Genomic DNA, 17,958 nt, shown 5'->3' with positions numbered 1-17,958 from the left:
AAAAATAAAATACTTGAGGTTTATTTCTTATGCCCAGATATTCCATACAAAGTAAATTGAAAAGTATTATAAAGATACTTGACTAATCGTAGGAAATGAGGCTGGAACATAAGCAAATACGAAATAGCAAAAACCGAACAATTCATTTATAGTTGTTCGGTTTATTTGTGTTTAAAAAATCCCTATCATCGCTACGTCAAAATACCTCGCTTTCCGCGGGCACGGCTTCAGCTTCCTCGGAAAGCAAAGGTCGCCTTCCTGCGGGATCTTCAGCTCGAGCTATTCCCGCAGGAGTCTACCTATTTTGACTACGCTAAAAGCTTGCGTATGATACACTGGGACAATATATCCGGCATGTAAGGTGCCGTAAGACCCCCACTTCAAAATCTGGAATGAATATAAAAGGTCTAAGTGGGAGATAACGGCACCTAAATGCCCGATTGGTTCAACTAACATTCGGTAGGAGCCCTATTGAATGAAGTTTCACTTTATCCGGCATGTAAGGTGCCGTAAGACCCCCACTTCAAAATCTGGAATGAATATAAAAGGTCTAAGTGGGAGATAACGGCACCTAAATGCCCGATTGGTTCAACTAACATTCAGTAGGAGCCCTATTGAATGAAGTTTCACTTTATCCGGCATGTAAGGTGCCGTAAGACTCACACTTCAAAATCTGGAGTGAATATAAAAGGTCTAAGTGGGAGGTAACGGTACCTAAATGCCCGATTGGTTCAACTAACATTCAGTAGGAGCCCTACTGAATGAAGTTTCACTTTATTGTTCGTTTTTTCATCAGCTGATTTAGTTGTGTCCCAGCCCCAAAATAAATCAGTCGTAGAAAAACGAACCATTTTTCTACGACTGATTTTGCATTTGTAGGGTTTCCTCCTGAAAGTAGCCGGCGGATGCCCGCTACTTTCAAGAAGTTGTGGGCAAGGGCCACGAACCCGAATTCCAAGTGGACCTTTTCAAGGCTCCGAAGGGAAAATCGGCGGAACGACCGATTGCACTTGATGTGACCGAACACATTTTCCACCAATCAAATTTACGCTTTTTGTTTTGATAATGATAGAAAAGTAACTAGCAGTATGAGTGAATAGAAGAATATCCAAAGAAAGGGAATGAACTCCAGTTGGGAAATAGATTCTCCTGTCCAGTCTAACAATGATACGTGTGTCATTAATGCTGGAGGGAGGAGCCAAACCATGTTCTCCAATGGAGCGGGTAAAAGCTTTTGAATTCCAATGGCCGCAATAGATAAAATGAGCGCTAGTGCAAGCCCTCCATAAGAATTCACTGTGCTTTCCATGACTCCCTTACTAAACAAACTGGCAAGCATGATTCCCAATGTTGCCAATAAAATATGATTGAGAATAGACATGAAACCGAGTGTAAATGTCACTGATTCATTAAACATATTAAAAATGATCGGGTATACAAAAGCGTATATCGCGAGTAGGATAGAAATGAGCCAAATAGAAATGATTTTAGCTAGATAATAGCGATAACTGCTTCCGATATGGAGAATCATCAGTTGTCTCTGTATAGGGGGATCAAGTGCGAGCATACTAACACTAATCCAAGCAGAAATAACATATACGACTAACGCAGTTACGGCATAACTATCAACAACTGGATTAGGTGTATATGTATAAAAAACAAAAATGACAATGATGAAGGTTGATATAGGTGGAAAATATTTCTGGGAACGAAAAAAGTCCTGCAATGTATATTTTATTAGATCTATCAATCCAATCTCTCCTCTTCGTGTGATAGATAAGTTAACTTATTCCTCTTCATATATATTTAATGTGGAAACCGTTTTAATGCTTCCTTGTGAATGAAGAATCTTTAAGAGGATTTCATCACAATGTTCGGCAGATACATGCAGATACCGTTCACTTCCTTTTTCCTCCATACGCAATACGCCATCCCACTCCATCATATGAACATGAGCGTTCTCCATGTGTTCAACAACAATTAATTTAATAGATTCTTTACTCCTATCTGTTTTCGAGATAAGACCATTATGTAAATAATACGTACGATTGATGATAGATTCAAAAATATTAGATTCATGGTAACTTAATACAATTGAACTTCCCTCATCCCGGAGTTTTACAAGTGTCTATACTAAATCCTGCTGCGCTTGATAATCGAGACCAGATAGAGGCTCGTCCAATATGATTAATTCGGGATCATTTAAAATGGCTTGTATAATACCAACCTTTTGAATATTCCCTTTCGATAGCTCCATAATACGCTGGTTATTTAATGTTTCAAGTTGAAATCGCTGTAGGTAATGTTCGATTCGTTCTTGAAGATTTTCCTTTGAAATGCCACTTATTTTCCCCATATAATATAAATACTCACGTGGTGTGAAACGAAGATGTTTAGGAAATCGTTCAGGGACATAACCAATTCGGATATGTTTGTCAGAATAAATAATACGCCCTGAACTAGGTTGTTCAATACCAGCTATTAGCCGCAGCAACGTGCTTTTTCCTGTACCATTGCCACCAAGTATCGCTATAATCTGATTTTCTTCAATGGAAAGTGAGATTTCACGCAAGACTTGTTTCCTTTTATAATTTTTGTTCACTTTCTCAAGCTCAACAAGTATTCTCATAGATTTACCATCCTTTATGTTCGCCCAAATACGACATTTTAGTGTGAACATACCACATCCCGAATAAAACGTTGGCACTGCCTTTTCCGTTCCTAATATATCACACGCCATTCATTTCTGGTGATCCAAGAGCAGACGCCCCACTTTCGCCCCTTCTCTCAATGCCATTTCTTTCCGAAAAATACTGGACTGGATGTTCTGCCGGTATTTCTTTCGACCTCCACTTTGATTGCTTCTTTCTTTATGAATACGCTTCATCACTTTTCACTTTTATTTTGTACTACACACCTATCCATCTTGACTAGCCTATATTTAAAATGCAAGTATTAACGGCCTTTCATCTTCTTTTGAAATATATATACTGCTAATATTGTAATTCCCACGCCATAACCTGCTATCCACCATAAATGTGGAAAGAGGTTGGCATAATCTCCCCGAATCATCGCTTTTCCCATCTCAACAGCATGCACAAATGGTAAAGCATAAGCGATTTTTTCCAACCGGCCGCCAACTAATTCTAAACTAAACCATGTCCCCGACAGCCAGGCCGTTACGTTTGTCAATAGCGCCCCGCAAATTCCCGCTACTGCTTTTTCGTTGAAAATGGTTCCACATAAAAGTCCTATACCTATAAATAAAATGGCTACTGGCAAGATAGTGATAATCGCTAGTAAAACATTCCACGTAAACTCCATCCCCAATATGATTGCCAGGCCATAACAAAGCATTGTCTGTACCAATGCCATCGGAATTAAGGGCAACGTATAGCCGAGTATAAAATCATATGCTGTCATGGGAGTCGTAAATAAACGGGTTAAAAAATCACTTTCCCGATCCTTGGAGATGATTTGAGCCGAAAACAGGGTCATAAAGGATAAACCAAAGACCGCCATGCCGGGCGTTAAACTGCTAATATCAAATAAGTTATTCGGGATATTTTGGTTAATGAGATTTAGTAATAATAATATAATAACCGGAAACGCTACACCAAAGAACAACGATATGGGATCACGAATGATTTCTTTCGTTGTGCGCGAACCAAACTGCATCATTTTCATATCGACCCCTCACCCACTAAATCAATAAACGCATCCTCAAAAGACTGCGCAGATGTTTGTGCGATTAATTCTTTTGCTGTCCCAAGTGCTTTCACTTCGCCTCGTTTTAAAATACAGATACGATCTGACAGACTTTCCGCTTCCTCCAAATAATGCGTCGTTAGAATAATCGTAACCCTTCCTTTTAACCCTTTAATCACTTTCCAAAGTTCACGTCTTGCTAAAATATCAAGCCCTAGTGTCGGTTCATCTAAAAATAAAATATCTGGCTCACTGATCAATGCCATCGCAATACTTAAACGGCGCTTCCATCCTCCCGATAAGGTTTTACTTCGTTGCTTTTCAAAAGGGATAAGCAAAAAAGTACCCATTACTTCTTTCAGCTTTCTCTCACGATCTTTTTTTGAAAAACCATGTGCGCCCGCCATTAGTTCTAAATTTTCATATACGGTTAAATTCGGCGCAATCGCTGTTTCTTGCGGAGAAACAGCGATGAGTTTTTTCACTTGAGCCGCTTCTTTCATGACATCGTACCCAAAAATAAACGCTTTACCACTTGTTAGCTTCACTAAACAAGATAGCATTTTAATAAGGGTTGATTTCCCGGCTCCATTGACACCGAGTATCGAAAATACTTCTCCTTTTTGAATAGTAAAAGAAACATCATTAACAACCTTTTTGTCGCCATATGTTTTCGTTACATGATTTGTTTCAATTGCGGTCATTCGTCTTCCTCCTTTTTGCGAAGGAGTACATTCGGTGGAAAAAATCCTTGCATATAACTTTGTGGGACAATCGCAAGACCTCGTTCTTCATCACCAACAATAACTAGTGTTTCTCCCGCTTCTATATGAAACATCTCCCGCGCCTTTTTAGGAATAACAATTTGCCCGCGCTCTCCAACCGTTGCCACACCAAAAAAATGCTTCCCCTTCGGCGGAATCGATATACCAGACTCTCGCTCGTTATAGTTCACTAAATTATCAATCGTAACATCATACAGTTCTGCTAGTTTGATACAGAAATGGATATCAGGTGTGGAATCTCCCCTTTCCCATTTAGCAACTACTTGGCGGGTGACGCCCAGCTTTTCTGCTACTTCCTCCTGTGTATAATGATGCTGCAGTCGCAGCCGTTTCAAATTCATATGTATCATACATTTCACACCTCCCATCACCAGTATGCTTTACATGACCGTGACCGTCTATCAACAAAGAGTAACATCTATGTTCGAATTTGTTGCCTACAAACAACTTATTAAAAGCAACATGGAATTAGGTAAAAGGAGTAATGGATATGTTATTTACATTTGAAGCCGAATGAAGAATATGTAAAATACAAAACAAACTTCTTTAAGGGTATTTGATACGAGTATCATCATATTTTCTAAACACAATACTGTTCAGTCAGAAATGGCATTCGCTAATTTTTCCCCCATAAAAAACAGACTACCTCATCATAAATGAGATGGCCTGTAAACGTTGAAAAAATGAAGGTCTTGAGAAATACACTTCTAAATTGCAAGCATATCTAATCCATTTATAGCAATAATTAGTAAAAATATAAATGGATAAAAACGTGGAAGGTTATTGAAAAAATCATAATAATTCAACCAGTTAAGAACCAAAAGTGATAGATGTTAGTTGAATACAATATGAAGTATTCTATTTATTTCTAGTTCACATTTATATCTGTTATATTCTCTTCAATCATTTAATTTCATTCTGAATTACTACCAATATGAAGCCTATCTTACCATGGAAAAGCGTTAAAAACATAGCGATTAAAAACTAGTACAATCAACACTTTTAGAAAATCTATTGTATATAAACAACTTATTGAATCATGAAATGGTCATTGAATCGCCACTATTACCTACAATCAATCAATTCTTAGACAAAATGTTAATATGGAAAGAATAAGTATTCAACAAACGGAGGCAGATTGTTTGGAAAAAGGTAGTTTGAAAAAACGATGGATTTTTTGGTGGATTGTTAACTTATTTTGGATTGTTCTTTTTGCAGTAGGTACAGCTGTTGTTTGGTTAAGAGAAGTTGATGGCGCTGGTGCTATCCCAAACACCTGAACTTAAATTAGTCGCTTTTATAGTATTGTTAATTGCGTTTATAATTCCAGTAATTATTCAGATTGTATGGCTAATTATTAATTTGAAAATGGGCAGGAATAATTAAGCAGTTGGTGCGATTGTGGAATAAAAGAAAACTTCTTGAAACATTAAAGAATCTGGGACATGAGCAAATACGAAATAGCAAAAACCGAACAATTCATTTATAGTTGTTCGGTTTATTTGTGTTTAAAAATCCCTATCATCACTACGTCAAAATATTTCGCTTTCCGCGGGCACGGCTTCAGCTTCCTCGGAAAGCAAAGACCGCTTTCCTGCGGGATCTTCAGCTCGAGCTATTCCCGCAGGAGTCTACATATTTTGACTACGCTAAAAGCGTGCGTATTATACACTAGGACAATTTATCCCGCATGTAAGGTGCCGTAAGACTCCCACTTCAAAATCTTGAGTGAATACAAAAGATCTAAGTGGGAGAAAACGGCACCTAAATGCCCGATTGGTTCAACTAACATTCAGTAGGAGCCCTACTGAATGAAGTTTCACTTTATTGTTCGTTTTTTCATCAGCTGATTTAGTTGTGTCCCGGCCTCTTTTTTGCCTAGTATCTATAACATTAACTTATTAGATAGTTGTTTGATAAATGTACATATCATCGTTGACATGTATACCTTGGATAGATTGCTTTCAAATGATCCCCTGGTTTCTACCATACTCTATTAAGCTTTCATAAGGATCGCCACTTAATTTCAATAAATAGGCAAAGGCAGGTTCTGTTTTATAACCCTGCTTTTTTAACTTAATTACCTTTTCTTTAAGACCATTCACATTTTTTATTAGAAAATATTCTATAACCATGTGCAAATAAGCGTTTTGCTCTTGCACTGGAATTGATTGTCCAAAAAGTTCGATTTCCACCCCTTTATAAAAAAAACTGGATTTAACAACTTTATTATTTTTTATTACTTTTACTTTTATGTGAAAAGAATCATAAAAACTATACTTTTCTTTTAACATATTTTTATAAACTTTGAAATCCTTTACTTCCATAATGATATCAAGGTCTGAATCTGGAAGGCTGATATCGAGCGGAACGGTTCCACAAAGAACTGGATTGAATATTTTTAACTCTTCAAATATATTTAATTCACGCAAATGGTAGTATGCTTGTTTTTGTTTCGCACTTCCTACTTTAAGGTAATTAATATCTGTAAAATCCAATCCTATCCCTCCATTTTATACTTCTCTCAAAGGATCATAACAAATCAAAAAATAAATTTCAAAATGAACAATGAGAGCTTTCGGAGTATATTTTTATTTCGATTTGTTTTGTATAAGTTAATATGGTTAAGGTATAGATGAAAAACATCTATGTTCGAATTAAGAAAAAATGGGAAAACCCAACCATAAACATTCTCACCCTTATAAACAATCGTATTATAAGAGACAAAAAAGAAAAGCATTTTTAACCTAAAGTCAAAAATGCTTTACCTGCAAGGCCAATATTTATAAAGCGCTAGTGCAGAACCATACCCGCATTTCCATGAGAGAATCCGATGTATGGGTCGTTATTTGTATTACCGCAGCGCCGAGCGATACCCTGCTTTTGATGCGTTGCATTCCGTGATGACAAATGAATTTAATTTCGCCAGCCAGCGTATTGGAAAGGAAACTATTATGCAAACATTAAAATGCTGTAAGTAGGTTCTTAATAATGAAAGCTAATCCTTCACATTCAACGGGTCCACTCTTTTTGTAGCCACTCTCTTTTTATAGATAACATAGCTTCTATTTAAATAGCGAATGGGGAAACTAAATGCGTGCACAAGCCTTGTAAACGGCCAGACAACAAATAAGCTAAAAGTAGCATATATATGAATCTTAAACCAAATTGGAACTGTCACCATCAATTCCGGTTGTACGTGAAAAGTGAGTATACCTCGAAGCCATGGAGAAATAGTCGTTCGATAATCAAATCCTTGTGAATCGATATTGAAGCTCGTAGCCAGCATCCCCGTCGTAATTGCCAATAATACAAACAGTAAACTAACCCAATCGCTCCATGAAGTTGTTGCTTTAATTCGTTTGACACTCATTCTTCGATACAGTAAAAGAAAAGCTCCCAATAGAGCAACGAATCCAGCTGGTAATCCAAAACTAATAGCAACTATATGATACATTTTTTCCGTTATACCAAGGGAATTATAAAACTCAACTGGAACTATGATGCCTAAAAAATGTCCACCTAATACAATAAAAATGCCGAAATGAAATAGTAAAGACCCTACTCGCAAGCGCTTTTTTTCTAAGAACTCACTGGATTTTGATGTCCAGCCAAGCTGATCTTTTTGATAGCGGTAAATATGTCCACCAATAAATATAGTTAAAACAATATATGGGAAAATTCCCCATAATAATAGATTTAACATGTTCATCTACCTCTTTTCAATAAGCGCATTTGATTGTTTGCATTCGTCTATATTGACTCCATTTACGTCCATTTGGATAAAAAGCGCATCTAATAACAATCCATAATCATTATTCATAGAATGTAGCTTTTCACGTAGTAACCAAATCGCTCCTCCATAATTTGCAAGTAACTCATTACTTTGTTTAGTAGGAACTTGTGCGCAAAACTCCAGCATGGCAGGTAAATAGTCAGGAAGTTCTTTATCAGTAACGGTAAAGCCAGCTTGTTGATAGATTTTTTTTAATTGCAGTAGCTCCATACCTCTTTCCCGTTTTTCCCCTTGTTTTAAATACGTAACATACAAATTCGTTGCTCTGCCAAAGTCAAATGTTTCAATGTATCTATCGAGCCAATCTGTAGAACTACTGTTATTGACTGCTTCTACAAACTTGACTAGTTTTTCTTTCAGCGGTTCATAAGTAATCTGCTCTATTTCAAGCTTTACGTCGGGCAACCCCTCTTCCCAACGACGATCAGGGTACTGCAAAAGAAAAGATATCAGTTGATAATTCAACGCTGGATTCATAAAAAGCCGTCCTTTCATGGTTTCAAATGATATTTATAATAGGATACAGCGCCTCATCTATTAGATGAATCTACAATCAGTAGGCTGTTCTTTTATCTCCTACTGATTGTGTACCTCTTTGGTGTGTCATAAAGACATCTGAACAAATCAGACATTTGGGTGCTAATTAGACGCTTTGGAAAAAAATCATTCTGAAGTTTACATGGACCTTATATTCAACATCTCCGCTATTTAAAAACACGATCACGAAAATACGCCACAACTTCCTGGGCCGCCTTCAAAGTCTAAGCCACACATCCCCTGTTCACTATAAAGATCAGCTATTTCTTCTTTGTGACTCATCGGAATAACAAAACGATCATTGTATTTGGCAATGGCCAATAACCGATACATCTCTTGGATATCTTCTTTTTTTAGCCCGAGTTCTGTAATCAAATCAAGATGAAATGCTTTACCAGTTACTTCCGCCCGCATATAACTTCGCATCACTGCCATCTTTTTCAACACTTTGCGAATTACATCCGTATCTCCGGCGGTTAATAAATTCGCTAAATATTCAATTGGGATACGCATATGATCAATTGCAGGAAAGATATCATCTGTAGCCACTCCGCTTTCCTTTCCTTCAATCGTATTCATGATTGGACTAAGCGGAGGAATGTACCATACCATTGGCAATGTTCGATACTCTGGATGTAAAGGTAACGCAATCTCCCAATCTATAACCATCTTGTATAAGGGAGATTTTTGGGCAGCTTCTATCCAATCCATGGGAATGCCCTCTTTTTTTGCTTCAGCAATCACTTCAGGATCGTGGGGATCCAAAAAGATAGTTTTTTGTGCTTCATATAGTTTTTTTTCATTTTCTATAGAAGCCGCCTCAAGCACTTTATCCGCATCGTACAGCATGACCCCGATATAACGAATTCTTCCTACACAAGTTTCGGAACAAATGGTAGGTTGGCCATTTTCTAATCTTGGAAAGCATAGGTTGCATTTTTCCGCTTTATGTGTTTTCCAATTAAAATATACTTTTTTATACGGACAAGAGGTGACACAATGTCTCCAAGCTCGACATGCATTTTGGTCAACAAGTACAATTCCATCCTCTTCACGCTTGTACATGGCACCAGATGGGCAAGCAGAAACGCATGCCGGATTCATGCAATGTTCACAAATCCGCGGTAAATACATCATAAATACGTCTTCAAACTCTGTCTTAATCCCTTCTTCCATTTGTACAACGTTTGGGTCACTTAACCCAGTGACATGGCTACCAGCTAGATCATCTTCCCAGTTTGGCCCCCATATCAAGTCCATGTACTCTCCAGTAAGTGCTGATTTTGCTCTGGCTACTGGCTGATGTTGTTTTTCTGGTGCATTCGTTAATGTTTCATAATCATAATTCCAGGGCTCATAATAATCATCTAATTCAGGCTGATATGGGTTGTAAAACAAATCGACAAGCCGCTTTGCTTTTGACCCAGATTGCAATGTCAATTTTCCATCCTTTAACTTCCAGCCGCCTTTATATTTTTCTTGATCTTCCCAATGCTTTGGGTACCCAATACCAGGCTTCGTTTCGACATTATTAAAATACATATATTCTGCTCCAGGGCGATTTGTCCACGTGTTTTTACATGTAACACTACAAGTATGGCAACCAATACATTTGTCGAGATTCATTACCATCCCTGTTTGTGCTTTAATTTTCAAGCCAATCTACCTCCTTCAACTTTCTAATCACGACATTTAAATCTCGCTGATTTCCAGTTGGTCCGTAGTAATTAAATCCGTAACTAAGCTGCGCATATCCACCAATCATATGAGTTGGTTTTACATGAATACGCGTAGGGCTATTGTGTGTTCCACCACGGTTATCTGTTAATTTGGTACCAGGAGTGTGGATATGACGATCTTGTGCATGGTGCATAAACGCCATAGTTTGTGGAATACGGTGAGAAACAACTGCTCGCGCTACAACAACGCCATTTTGGTTAAAACATTCAATCCAATCATTGTCTTGCACATCTATTTCTTGCGCATCATCTTTATTTAACCAAATCGTTGGACCTCCTCTAAATAGCGTCAACATTGGTTGCGAATCAAAAAACATGCTATGAATAGACCATTTATTGTGAGGTGTCAAATAGTTCAGTACAATCTCTTTCCCTTCTATTTCTGGACGCTTTGTCCGAAATGGTTGATGATTCAAGATCGGTTTATACACCGCCATCTGTTCTCCAAATTCCTTCATCAGTTCATGATCCAAAAAGAATGATTGTCGCCCAGTTAACGTTCGAAACGGTATTTTTCTTTCTATATTCGTCGTAAATGGCGAATATCTTCTGCCGCCTTTTTCTGAACCAGTAAATGCCGGAGAAGTGATTACAGTCTTTGGCTGTGCTGTAATTTGGTCAAATGTAAATAATTCTTCTGCTCTATCAGCCGCCAAATCCTTAAGCTGAAGGTTTGTTTGTTTCTCTAATGCTTCCCAAGCTTTCACTGCAACCTTTCCATTTGTCGTAGAAGAAAGCATGAGAATTGCTTCACAAGCATCTTTCGCATTTGTAATATCCGGACACCCGTTTGCTATACTCCCATCCTTTATCGTTCCTATTTTCCGTTTAATTTGTTCATACTCTTTTTCCATCTTCCAGTTAATCCCTTTTCCGCCATAGGGCTTGCTGGCAATATTCGGACCAAGGGCTGTCATCTTCGTATAGATTTCCTTATAATCTCTTTCTACCACATGAATTTGTGGCATTGTTTTACCAGGAATCGGTTCACATTCTCCTTTAGACCAGTCCTTAATTTCTCCAAATGGTTGGGCTATTTCTTCGGTTGTGTCATGGTTTAATGGAGTCGCTACAATTTCTTTCATTGGTTCCATATTTATTGTTTTTGCCAAATCCGAAACGGCTTTCGCCAATGCTTTGAAAATATCCCAATCCGATTTCGACTCCCACGGTGAAGCGATAGCAGGGTTAAAGGGATGCACAAAAGGATGCATATCCGTGCTGGATAAATCATATTTTTCATACCAAGTAGCTGCCGGCAAAATTACATCGGAATATAACGCTGTACCAGCCATTCGAAAGTCCAAATTAATTAACAAATCCAATTTACCTTCGGGAGCTTCTTCTCGCCAGTTAATCTCTTCTGGACGCACCGTGCCCTCATCCGTATTTAACAACCCGTGTGAGGTGCCTAACAAATATTTCAGAAAGTATTCATGTCCCTTTCCCGAACTGGAAATTAAATTTGCTCTCCATACAAATAAATTTCTCGGAAAATTCTTTGGGTCATCAGGGTCTTCAATCGCAAATGTAAGTTTCTTTTGTTTTAGTTGTTCAGCTACATATTCTCTTATTTCCTCTATTGTCTCACTTCCGTTTTCAACGGCTTCCTGATATAAATCGATCCCATTCTGATTAAACGTAGGATATGATGGAAGCCATCCCAGCCTTGCGGCTAAGACATTATAATCTCCATGATGATCGTATCTTGCTTTCTCCACATTAGCTCCGGTGAGCTGACTGACTGCCGTTTCCTCAAATCTCCACTGAGAGGTGGCAAAGTAAAAGAAAGAAGTTCCATTTTGCAACTTTGGCGGACCTCCCCAATCTTTGGCAGTTGCTATTTGTGTCCATCCTTCAACAGGGCGTAATTTCTCTTGTCCTACATAGTGCGCCCAGCCGCCTCCGTTGACACCTTGGGCTCCTACCATCATGACAAGGTTTACCACCGCGCGATAAATGGTGTCAGAATTGAACCAGTGATTTATCCCGGCGCCCATAATGATCATCGATCGTCCTTTTGTATCAATCGCATTTTGAGCAAATTCGCGCGCGATTTTAATGACTGATTCTCGATCAATACCAGTAATTTTTTCTTGCCATGCAGGTGTAAAGGGAGCCTCTTCATCATAAGACTTGGCAACATTACCACCTATTCCTCGATTTATGCCATAATTTGCCAGCATCAAATCATAAACAGTGGTGACATACTCTTTCTTTCCATTTATAATTATTTCTTTTGCTGGCACTGCTCGTTGCATTAATTTATGCTCTTCATTGTCAAAGTAAGGCAAATCAACTTCTACTACTTTGTCTTCTTGCCCTAGAAAACTGAGAACAGGTTCTATTTCTTCTCCTGTTTTTTCATCAATTAATAACAGATTCCACTTTCCTTCTTCATCCCACCTAGAACCAATCGTACCTTGTGGGATCGCAAGTTCTCCCGTTTTTTCATTACACATTGCTGGTTTCCATTCACTATGTTCACAATCTATGCTAAGATCTTTAGCCTGCAAAAATCGGTCAGCTACATAGTTTTGTTTACCTTTTTTTAATCGAACGATAAAAGGGAAGTCGGTATATTCCTTAGCGTATGATTCAAAATAAGGCGTCTTTTGCTTGTCATAAAATTCATTTAAAATCACATGCCCCATTGCCATTGCAACAGCACCGTCTGTTCCTTGTTTCACTGACAACCAATCATCCGAAAATTTCGTCGATTCCGCGTAATCCGGACTAACTGATACTACTTTTGTTCCTTTATATCGCGCCTCAGCTAAAAAATGCGCATCAGGAGTACGGGTTAAAGGCACGTTTGACCCCCAAGTAATAATATATCCCGCATTAAACCAATCCGAGCTTTCTGGCACATCCGTTTGATCCCCCCAAATTTGCGGTGAAGCTGGCGGCAAATCTGCATACCAGTCATAAAAGCTTAGCATCGGTCCGCCAATCAAAGACATAAACCGGCTGCCGGCAGCATGACTAATCATTGACATCGCAGGAATTGGTGAAAAACCAATATTGCGATCAGGGCCATATTTAATCACTGTATACAGAACAGAGGCTGCAACGAGTTGCGTTATTTCCTCCCACTCTACTCGTACTAATCCACCTTTTCCTCTTGCAGTTTTATATCTCCTTGCTTTTTCTTTATTTTCCACAATACTTTTCCAAGCTTCTAAAGGATGCTCATGCTCTGTTAAAGCTTCTCGCCATAATTCTAATAATTTTTTCCTGACATATGGATATTTAACTCTAAGTGGACTATATAAATACCACGAAAAACTGGCCCCTCTCGGGCAACCTCTTGGTTCAAATTCAGGCATATCCGGTCCTGTTGTCGGATAATCTAAATGCTGCCCTTCCCAAGTGACGATTCCATCCTTAACATAAATATTCCAGCTGCATGATCCAGTACAATTCACTCCATGAGTAGAGCGAACCACTTTATCATGTTGCCACCTTCTTCGATACACATTTTCCCATTCTCTATTTCCTGCTTGTAATTGACTATGTTGATTTGAATAATTTTCTATTGGCTTCACATAATTTAAACGGCGCCATAGCGGTGAGCGTTTCTTCTTCATCGAAATCCCTCCAAAAAGTTGCTTTAACCCCATTTAAACACCAGCCTAAAAAGAAAGGTGTGATCTGGATCACACCCCCATTTTTTAATTATTTATATGATGAACATAACTTAGTACGAGAGGGATGAAGAGATGATGACAAAAAAGCCAAGTATTCAGGTTTCCCTGCAAACATCTAGTCTTATTGCCGGCTTTATGATTTGGGTATTAATATCTTCCTTGATGCCAAGCATTAAAGAAGACATTGCATTAACAGCTGGACAAGTGTCATTGGTTACAGCTATCCCGGTTATTTTAGGTTCCGTTCTTCGTGTTCCTGTAGGTTTTTTCACAAATAGATTTGGTGCCAGAATGATAAACATCATCAGCTTTCTCATATTGTTACCGCCAGTATTTTATATAAGCAGGGCTGATTCGTTTTTGGATTTAGTATTAGGAGGATTTTTCATTGGAGTAGGCGGGGCTACTTTTTCCATTGGAGTAACTTCATTGCCAAAATATTATCCAAAAGAAAAACATGGACTCATTAATGGCATATATGGGATTGGTAATATCGGCACTGCCGTATCTACTTTCTTAGCACCTATTGTTGCACAACACTTAGGATGGCAAAAAACCGTTCAGCTTTATCTCATACTTATTTTAGCCTTTCTAGTATTGAATCTCGTGTTTGGCGATAAGAAAGAGGCTAAAATAAACACCTCTATGTCAGAACAAATTAAAAAAGTATACAACAATTCAACGTTGTGGTTCCTTTGCTTATTTTATTTTATAACTTTTGGAGCGTTTGTTGCGTTTACTGTATTTCTACCAAACTTCCTAGTAACCAATTTCGATTTAACTTCTGTCGATGCCGGTATACGGACAGCCATCTTTATTGCAGTTGCTACAGCACTTAGACCAATAGGTGGATGGTTAGCAGATAAATGTAATGCTTACATTATTCTCATATTTGTATTTGTTGGTGTAGGGTTATCAGGGATTCTATTATCATTTTCTCCAAATATAGAGTGGTATACGATCGGTTCCCTCTCTGTTGCCGTTAGTGTTGGTATAGGAAACGGAACAGTCTTCAAACTTGTACCACTTTATTTTTCCAAACAAGCTGGGATTGTAAACGGTGTTGTGGCCGCAATGGGAGGATTGGGAGGATTCTTTCCACCACTTATATTATCTATCGTATTTAATATAACTGGTCACTATGCAATTGGATTCATGGCACTTTCCCAATTTGCTTTCATAAGCTTGATTATTGTTATCTTTATGTATTATAAAGATCAAAAAAATATAGAAAGAAAAATTTTAGAAGGTACTGTAGAAGGTATAATGGTAACAAATAAACATGGTGAGATTGAATATGTAAATACGGCATTTAGTAACATCACCGGCTATTCGAAAGATGATGTGATCGGGAACAAGCCTAGTATTTTACATTCTGGAAAGCAGGATAAGGCTTATTATGAAAAAATGTGGGATGACATAAATAACCAGGGATTTTGGCAAGGAGAAATATGGAATAAACGAAAGAATGACGAAATTTATAAAGAATGGTTACATATCACTTGTATTAAAAATGATTCTGGATCGGTGCAATACTATGTAGGTATGTTTAACGATCTATCAATGAATCATAAATAAAGTGGAAGTTCGTAGCGGAAGTTGGCTTTTACAGGCATTAGAATAGGAATGCAAAACGATGATGTTGTTGCATTGCGTCTTACACTTCTGCGTTCAACAACCTAGCTGATAGGAACAAATGCGATAGTGAGGTTGAGGTACCGTTATTCCTTAGTGGAATTTTTGTTGCTAATTCCATTAGGTAGCCACGGCACCTTTGTAGTTAGGAAAAAGTTTTAACTAGCTGATCGAAATAACTATATGCAGATGTCAAGAAATCATTTTAAAATTTTGTGTAAAAATACTAGCGATAACGGGGTTTTTTGGTGAATCATTGCAAAACAAAAAAAGAAAAGCCCGTTATCGCTTAATTAATATTGCAAATATCAATAGAACAGTACTCACAACCTATTTCATCCCTAAGAAACTTGGAGTTTTTAATTAATATTCTTCCATCTTTTTCAATTGAAATAACATCCCATTTTTTTAACTGACTAAGCATCCGGTTAATACTTTCTCTTGTTGCTGCGCAAAAGCGGGCTAATTCTCTATTGGTGAATGCCATATTAATAAGAATTCCTTTCGGATGAATGACGCCATAACTGTTTGATAACCGAATTAGGGTGGAGTACAGCGCGCCTTTTTTGCCGTTTAAAAGCAAATCTCTAATCTTCGTTTGGAATTTGCGCATATGGTCAGCTTCCCATTTCATGAATTCAAGAGCTAAAGACGGATTAGAGAGTAATTCTTTTTCTATTCTCTCTTTATTTAGCATGATGACTTCACCGGAGTAAATAATTTCAGCACTTAAAAAGTAAGTGGCGTTATCACTGAATAAAATAAGCTCACCAACTATATCGCCACTATTACATACCCTTAGCAACAACTCTTTACCATCAGCAGTCAGTTTGGAAATTTGAATTTGACCAGATTTAATTAGATATATTTCATTTGCGTCATCACCTTCATGAAACAAATGGCTTCCTTCATGAATTGGTTTTACTGTACCTATTTCATTTAACATGATGGCTAAGGCTGAGGGCTCTTTCTCTGTTACTTTTGGTAACTTATTTATGAATTCATTATCCATGGAATACTCCTTTCTCTTTCTGTTGAAAAGCAGTTTTCCTATTGCAAGGGGTTTATTTTTTCTGCGGATTGCTAGTACCGTAAAAATATCACTTAAAAACGTTTGAAAGAAAATGTTGTGTTCTTTCATTTAGGCTCTATTGTATTACCCAGATCCCGCAAAAGTAGGAATCTTTCCGGCATCTTGCGTACAAATGATTAGGTGTTAAGTTAATCATCTATATCAATTGTAACATGCAATGATATTCATTCATTGTTGGGTGTATCAATAATTTTGTGTCTATATCCATTTTAATGCACCTCGGGAACAACCTCCTTAAGAACAATTTATGAAATTTGGAGAAAATCCTGTTTGGTAGAATGGGGAGGAGGTATTTAATGAAAGTTCTAACGGACCATTAGGCCGTCCCTTGCACGATTTAAGGATTTCTGTAACTGCCCGCTGTAAATGTAGATATCCATAGTGCTGCCTAAAGAGATTTTTGGTACAGATTTTAAATTTATGCTAAGAGAGGAGCTTCTTTATTTTGAAGAGATAGAAAGAATGGTGAAAATTTTGGTGCCACTTGGCGTCAGGAAGATTCGTTTGACTAGTGAGAGCCATTATTGCGCAACGATTTACCTATATGATTGAAAAGTTATTTCATAAAGAAGGAACAGAAGATATTGCTGTAACGCCCAATGCTTCCTTTAAAGCTTTGCTGATTTCAACTTAACTGAGGCATTCCTATCTATTACATAGAGATTAACACAGTAAACCATAAAAGAATACAAATCACCCACTAGTCTTTTGACTGCCCCCTGTCAAGTAGACAGTGAAATAATAAAAATGATGTAAGCGGCTTTAATTCTATATTCTATACGGATGAGTACGTTTAATCATGATTATAAAAATATATATACTCATCCACCGCTTTAGATAGCTCCTCAAATGTCTCATACTTATGTAAATAATACTTTTCGCTTTTAAGTATTTTAATAATTTAGGGGATGGTTTCGAAGAAAGGATTTCTATAAAAGACAGATTTTTTCAAGCCCCTATCCTCCTATGATTTAAACTCTTAGTATGTAGACCGCGGCTATTATCATTATATAAC

The 17,958-nt window shown here is 37.6% G+C and carries 16 protein-coding genes and 1 pseudogene; 3 read left to right on the top strand and 14 right to left on the bottom strand.

Annotated features, from left to right (window positions below):
- Positions 1-769 precede the first annotated feature (769 nt).
- The 7 genes from JOC94_RS23030 to JOC94_RS19830 all read right to left on the bottom strand — a co-directional run bounded on the left by JOC94_RS23030 (position 770) and on the right by JOC94_RS19830 (position 4,843).
- On the bottom strand, positions 770-1,027 hold the full coding sequence (locus JOC94_RS23030; protein ID WP_408021938.1) for a transposase: 258 nt from the start codon (positions 1,025-1,027) through the stop codon (positions 770-772).
- A gap of 18 nt (positions 1,028-1,045) precedes the next feature.
- Positions 1,046-1,750 (bottom strand): hypothetical protein, encoded by a 705-nt coding sequence (locus JOC94_RS19855; RefSeq protein ID WP_077111604.1) that lies wholly within the window; start codon positions 1,748-1,750, stop codon positions 1,046-1,048.
- Between the two features lie 36 nt (positions 1,751-1,786).
- Positions 1,787-1,945 (bottom strand): hypothetical protein, encoded by a 159-nt coding sequence (locus JOC94_RS19850; RefSeq protein WP_171973891.1) that lies wholly within the window; start codon positions 1,943-1,945, stop codon positions 1,787-1,789.
- 183 nt (positions 1,946-2,128) lie between these two features.
- Positions 2,129-2,629 carry an ABC transporter ATP-binding protein gene (locus JOC94_RS19845; protein ID WP_205180118.1) on the bottom strand — a complete coding sequence of 167 codons (501 nt, stop codon included), beginning with the start codon at positions 2,627-2,629 and terminating at the stop codon, positions 2,129-2,131.
- A 326-nt stretch (positions 2,630-2,955) separates the two neighbouring features.
- Positions 2,956-3,687 carry an ABC transporter permease gene (locus tag JOC94_RS19840; protein ID WP_077111601.1) on the bottom strand — a complete coding sequence of 244 codons (732 nt, stop codon included), beginning with the start codon at positions 3,685-3,687 and terminating at the stop codon, positions 2,956-2,958.
- Positions 3,684-4,412: an ABC transporter ATP-binding protein gene (locus tag JOC94_RS19835; RefSeq protein ID WP_077111600.1), complete on the bottom strand. Its 729-nt coding sequence runs from the start codon at positions 4,410-4,412 to the stop codon at positions 3,684-3,686. The genes JOC94_RS19840 and JOC94_RS19835 overlap by 4 nt, the downstream gene beginning before the upstream one ends.
- Positions 4,409-4,843 carry a helix-turn-helix transcriptional regulator gene (locus tag JOC94_RS19830; RefSeq protein ID WP_077111599.1) on the bottom strand — a complete coding sequence of 145 codons (435 nt, stop codon included), beginning with the start codon at positions 4,841-4,843 and terminating at the stop codon, positions 4,409-4,411. The genes JOC94_RS19835 and JOC94_RS19830 overlap by 4 nt, the downstream gene beginning before the upstream one ends.
- A gap of 807 nt (positions 4,844-5,650) precedes the next feature.
- Between JOC94_RS19830 and JOC94_RS19825 the strand changes: the two are divergent.
- Positions 5,651-5,879: pseudogene (locus tag JOC94_RS19825) on the top strand (DUF3923 family protein).
- A 578-nt stretch (positions 5,880-6,457) separates the two neighbouring features.
- Here the strand turns inward: JOC94_RS19825 and JOC94_RS19820 are convergent.
- The 5 genes from JOC94_RS19820 to JOC94_RS19800 all read right to left on the bottom strand — a co-directional run bounded on the left by JOC94_RS19820 (position 6,458) and on the right by JOC94_RS19800 (position 14,155).
- Positions 6,458-6,991 carry a DUF4269 domain-containing protein gene (locus JOC94_RS19820; RefSeq protein WP_077111598.1) on the bottom strand — a complete coding sequence of 178 codons (534 nt, stop codon included), beginning with the start codon at positions 6,989-6,991 and terminating at the stop codon, positions 6,458-6,460.
- A 500-nt stretch (positions 6,992-7,491) separates the two neighbouring features.
- Positions 7,492-8,199 (bottom strand): respiratory nitrate reductase subunit gamma, encoded by a 708-nt coding sequence (gene narI / locus JOC94_RS19815; protein WP_077111597.1) that lies wholly within the window; start codon positions 8,197-8,199, stop codon positions 7,492-7,494.
- Between the two features lie 6 nt (positions 8,200-8,205).
- Positions 8,206-8,766, bottom strand: coding sequence for a nitrate reductase molybdenum cofactor assembly chaperone (gene narJ / locus JOC94_RS19810; RefSeq protein ID WP_077111596.1), 561 nt, complete (start codon positions 8,764-8,766; stop codon positions 8,206-8,208).
- A gap of 243 nt (positions 8,767-9,009) precedes the next feature.
- Positions 9,010-10,482: a nitrate reductase subunit beta gene (narH, locus tag JOC94_RS19805; protein ID WP_077111595.1), complete on the bottom strand. Its 1,473-nt coding sequence runs from the start codon at positions 10,480-10,482 to the stop codon at positions 9,010-9,012.
- Entirely contained in the window at positions 10,472-14,155 is a 3,684-nt protein-coding gene (locus JOC94_RS19800; RefSeq protein ID WP_077111594.1) for a nitrate reductase subunit alpha, read from the bottom strand. The genes narH and JOC94_RS19800 overlap by 11 nt, the downstream gene beginning before the upstream one ends.
- Before the next feature lie 135 nt (positions 14,156-14,290).
- Here JOC94_RS19800 and JOC94_RS19795 point away from each other — a divergent pair, with 135 nt between their 5' ends.
- Entirely contained in the window at positions 14,291-15,793 is a 1,503-nt protein-coding gene (locus JOC94_RS19795) for a nitrate/nitrite transporter (protein WP_077111609.1), read from the top strand.
- 346 nt (positions 15,794-16,139) lie between these two features.
- Here JOC94_RS19795 and JOC94_RS19790 read toward each other — a convergent pair whose 3' ends face one another.
- Complete coding sequence (locus tag JOC94_RS19790; protein ID WP_077111608.1) at positions 16,140-16,796, bottom strand: Crp/Fnr family transcriptional regulator; 657 nt, start codon at positions 16,794-16,796, stop codon at positions 16,140-16,142.
- Positions 16,797-17,454: 658 nt separating this feature from the next.
- Here JOC94_RS19790 and JOC94_RS23265 point away from each other — a divergent pair.
- Complete coding sequence (locus tag JOC94_RS23265) at positions 17,455-17,577, top strand: hypothetical protein (RefSeq protein WP_268921012.1); 123 nt, start codon at positions 17,455-17,457, stop codon at positions 17,575-17,577.
- Positions 17,578-17,736: 159 nt separating this feature from the next.
- On the opposite strand, the gene JOC94_RS23595 is transcribed toward JOC94_RS23265, so the two are convergent.
- Positions 17,737-17,835: an IS3 family transposase gene (locus JOC94_RS23595; protein WP_408021939.1), complete on the bottom strand. Its 99-nt coding sequence runs from the start codon at positions 17,833-17,835 to the stop codon at positions 17,737-17,739.
- Positions 17,836-17,958: the final 123 nt, after the last annotated feature.

Source organism: Siminovitchia thermophila (assembly GCF_016909185.1).
In the GTDB taxonomy this organism is placed as follows: domain Bacteria; phylum Bacillota; class Bacilli; order Bacillales; family Bacillaceae_C; genus Siminovitchia; species Siminovitchia thermophila.
Note: the sequence above shows the minus strand (reverse complement) of the source record. Positions and strands in the feature narration are given on the sequence as shown.

Bases quoted from the DNA above. Each gene is read 5' to 3' on its own strand.
- JOC94_RS19850 (WP_171973891.1), bottom strand. From the start codon at position 1,945: ATGATGGAGTGGGATGGCGTATTGCGTATGGAGGAAAAAGGAAGTGAA.
- JOC94_RS19845 (WP_205180118.1), bottom strand. From the start codon at position 2,629: ATGAGAATACTTGTTGAGCTTGAGAAAGTGAACAAAAATTATAAAAGG.
- JOC94_RS19840 (WP_077111601.1), bottom strand. From the start codon at position 3,687: ATGAAAATGATGCAGTTTGGTTCGCGCACAACGAAAGAAATCATTCGT.
- JOC94_RS19835 (WP_077111600.1), bottom strand. From the start codon at position 4,412: ATGACCGCAATTGAAACAAATCATGTAACGAAAACATATGGCGACAAA.
- JOC94_RS19830 (WP_077111599.1), bottom strand. From the start codon at position 4,843: ATGATACATATGAATTTGAAACGGCTGCGACTGCAGCATCATTATACA.
- narI (WP_077111597.1), bottom strand. From the start codon at position 8,199: ATGTTAAATCTATTATTATGGGGAATTTTCCCATATATTGTTTTAACT.
- narJ (WP_077111596.1), bottom strand. From the start codon at position 8,766: ATGAATCCAGCGTTGAATTATCAACTGATATCTTTTCTTTTGCAGTAC.
- JOC94_RS19800 (WP_077111594.1), bottom strand. From the start codon at position 14,155: ATGAAGAAGAAACGCTCACCGCTATGGCGCCGTTTAAATTATGTGAAG.
- JOC94_RS19795 (WP_077111609.1), top strand. From the start codon at position 14,291: ATGACAAAAAAGCCAAGTATTCAGGTTTCCCTGCAAACATCTAGTCTT.
- JOC94_RS19790 (WP_077111608.1), bottom strand. From the start codon at position 16,796: ATGTTAAATGAAATAGGTACAGTAAAACCAATTCATGAAGGAAGCCAT.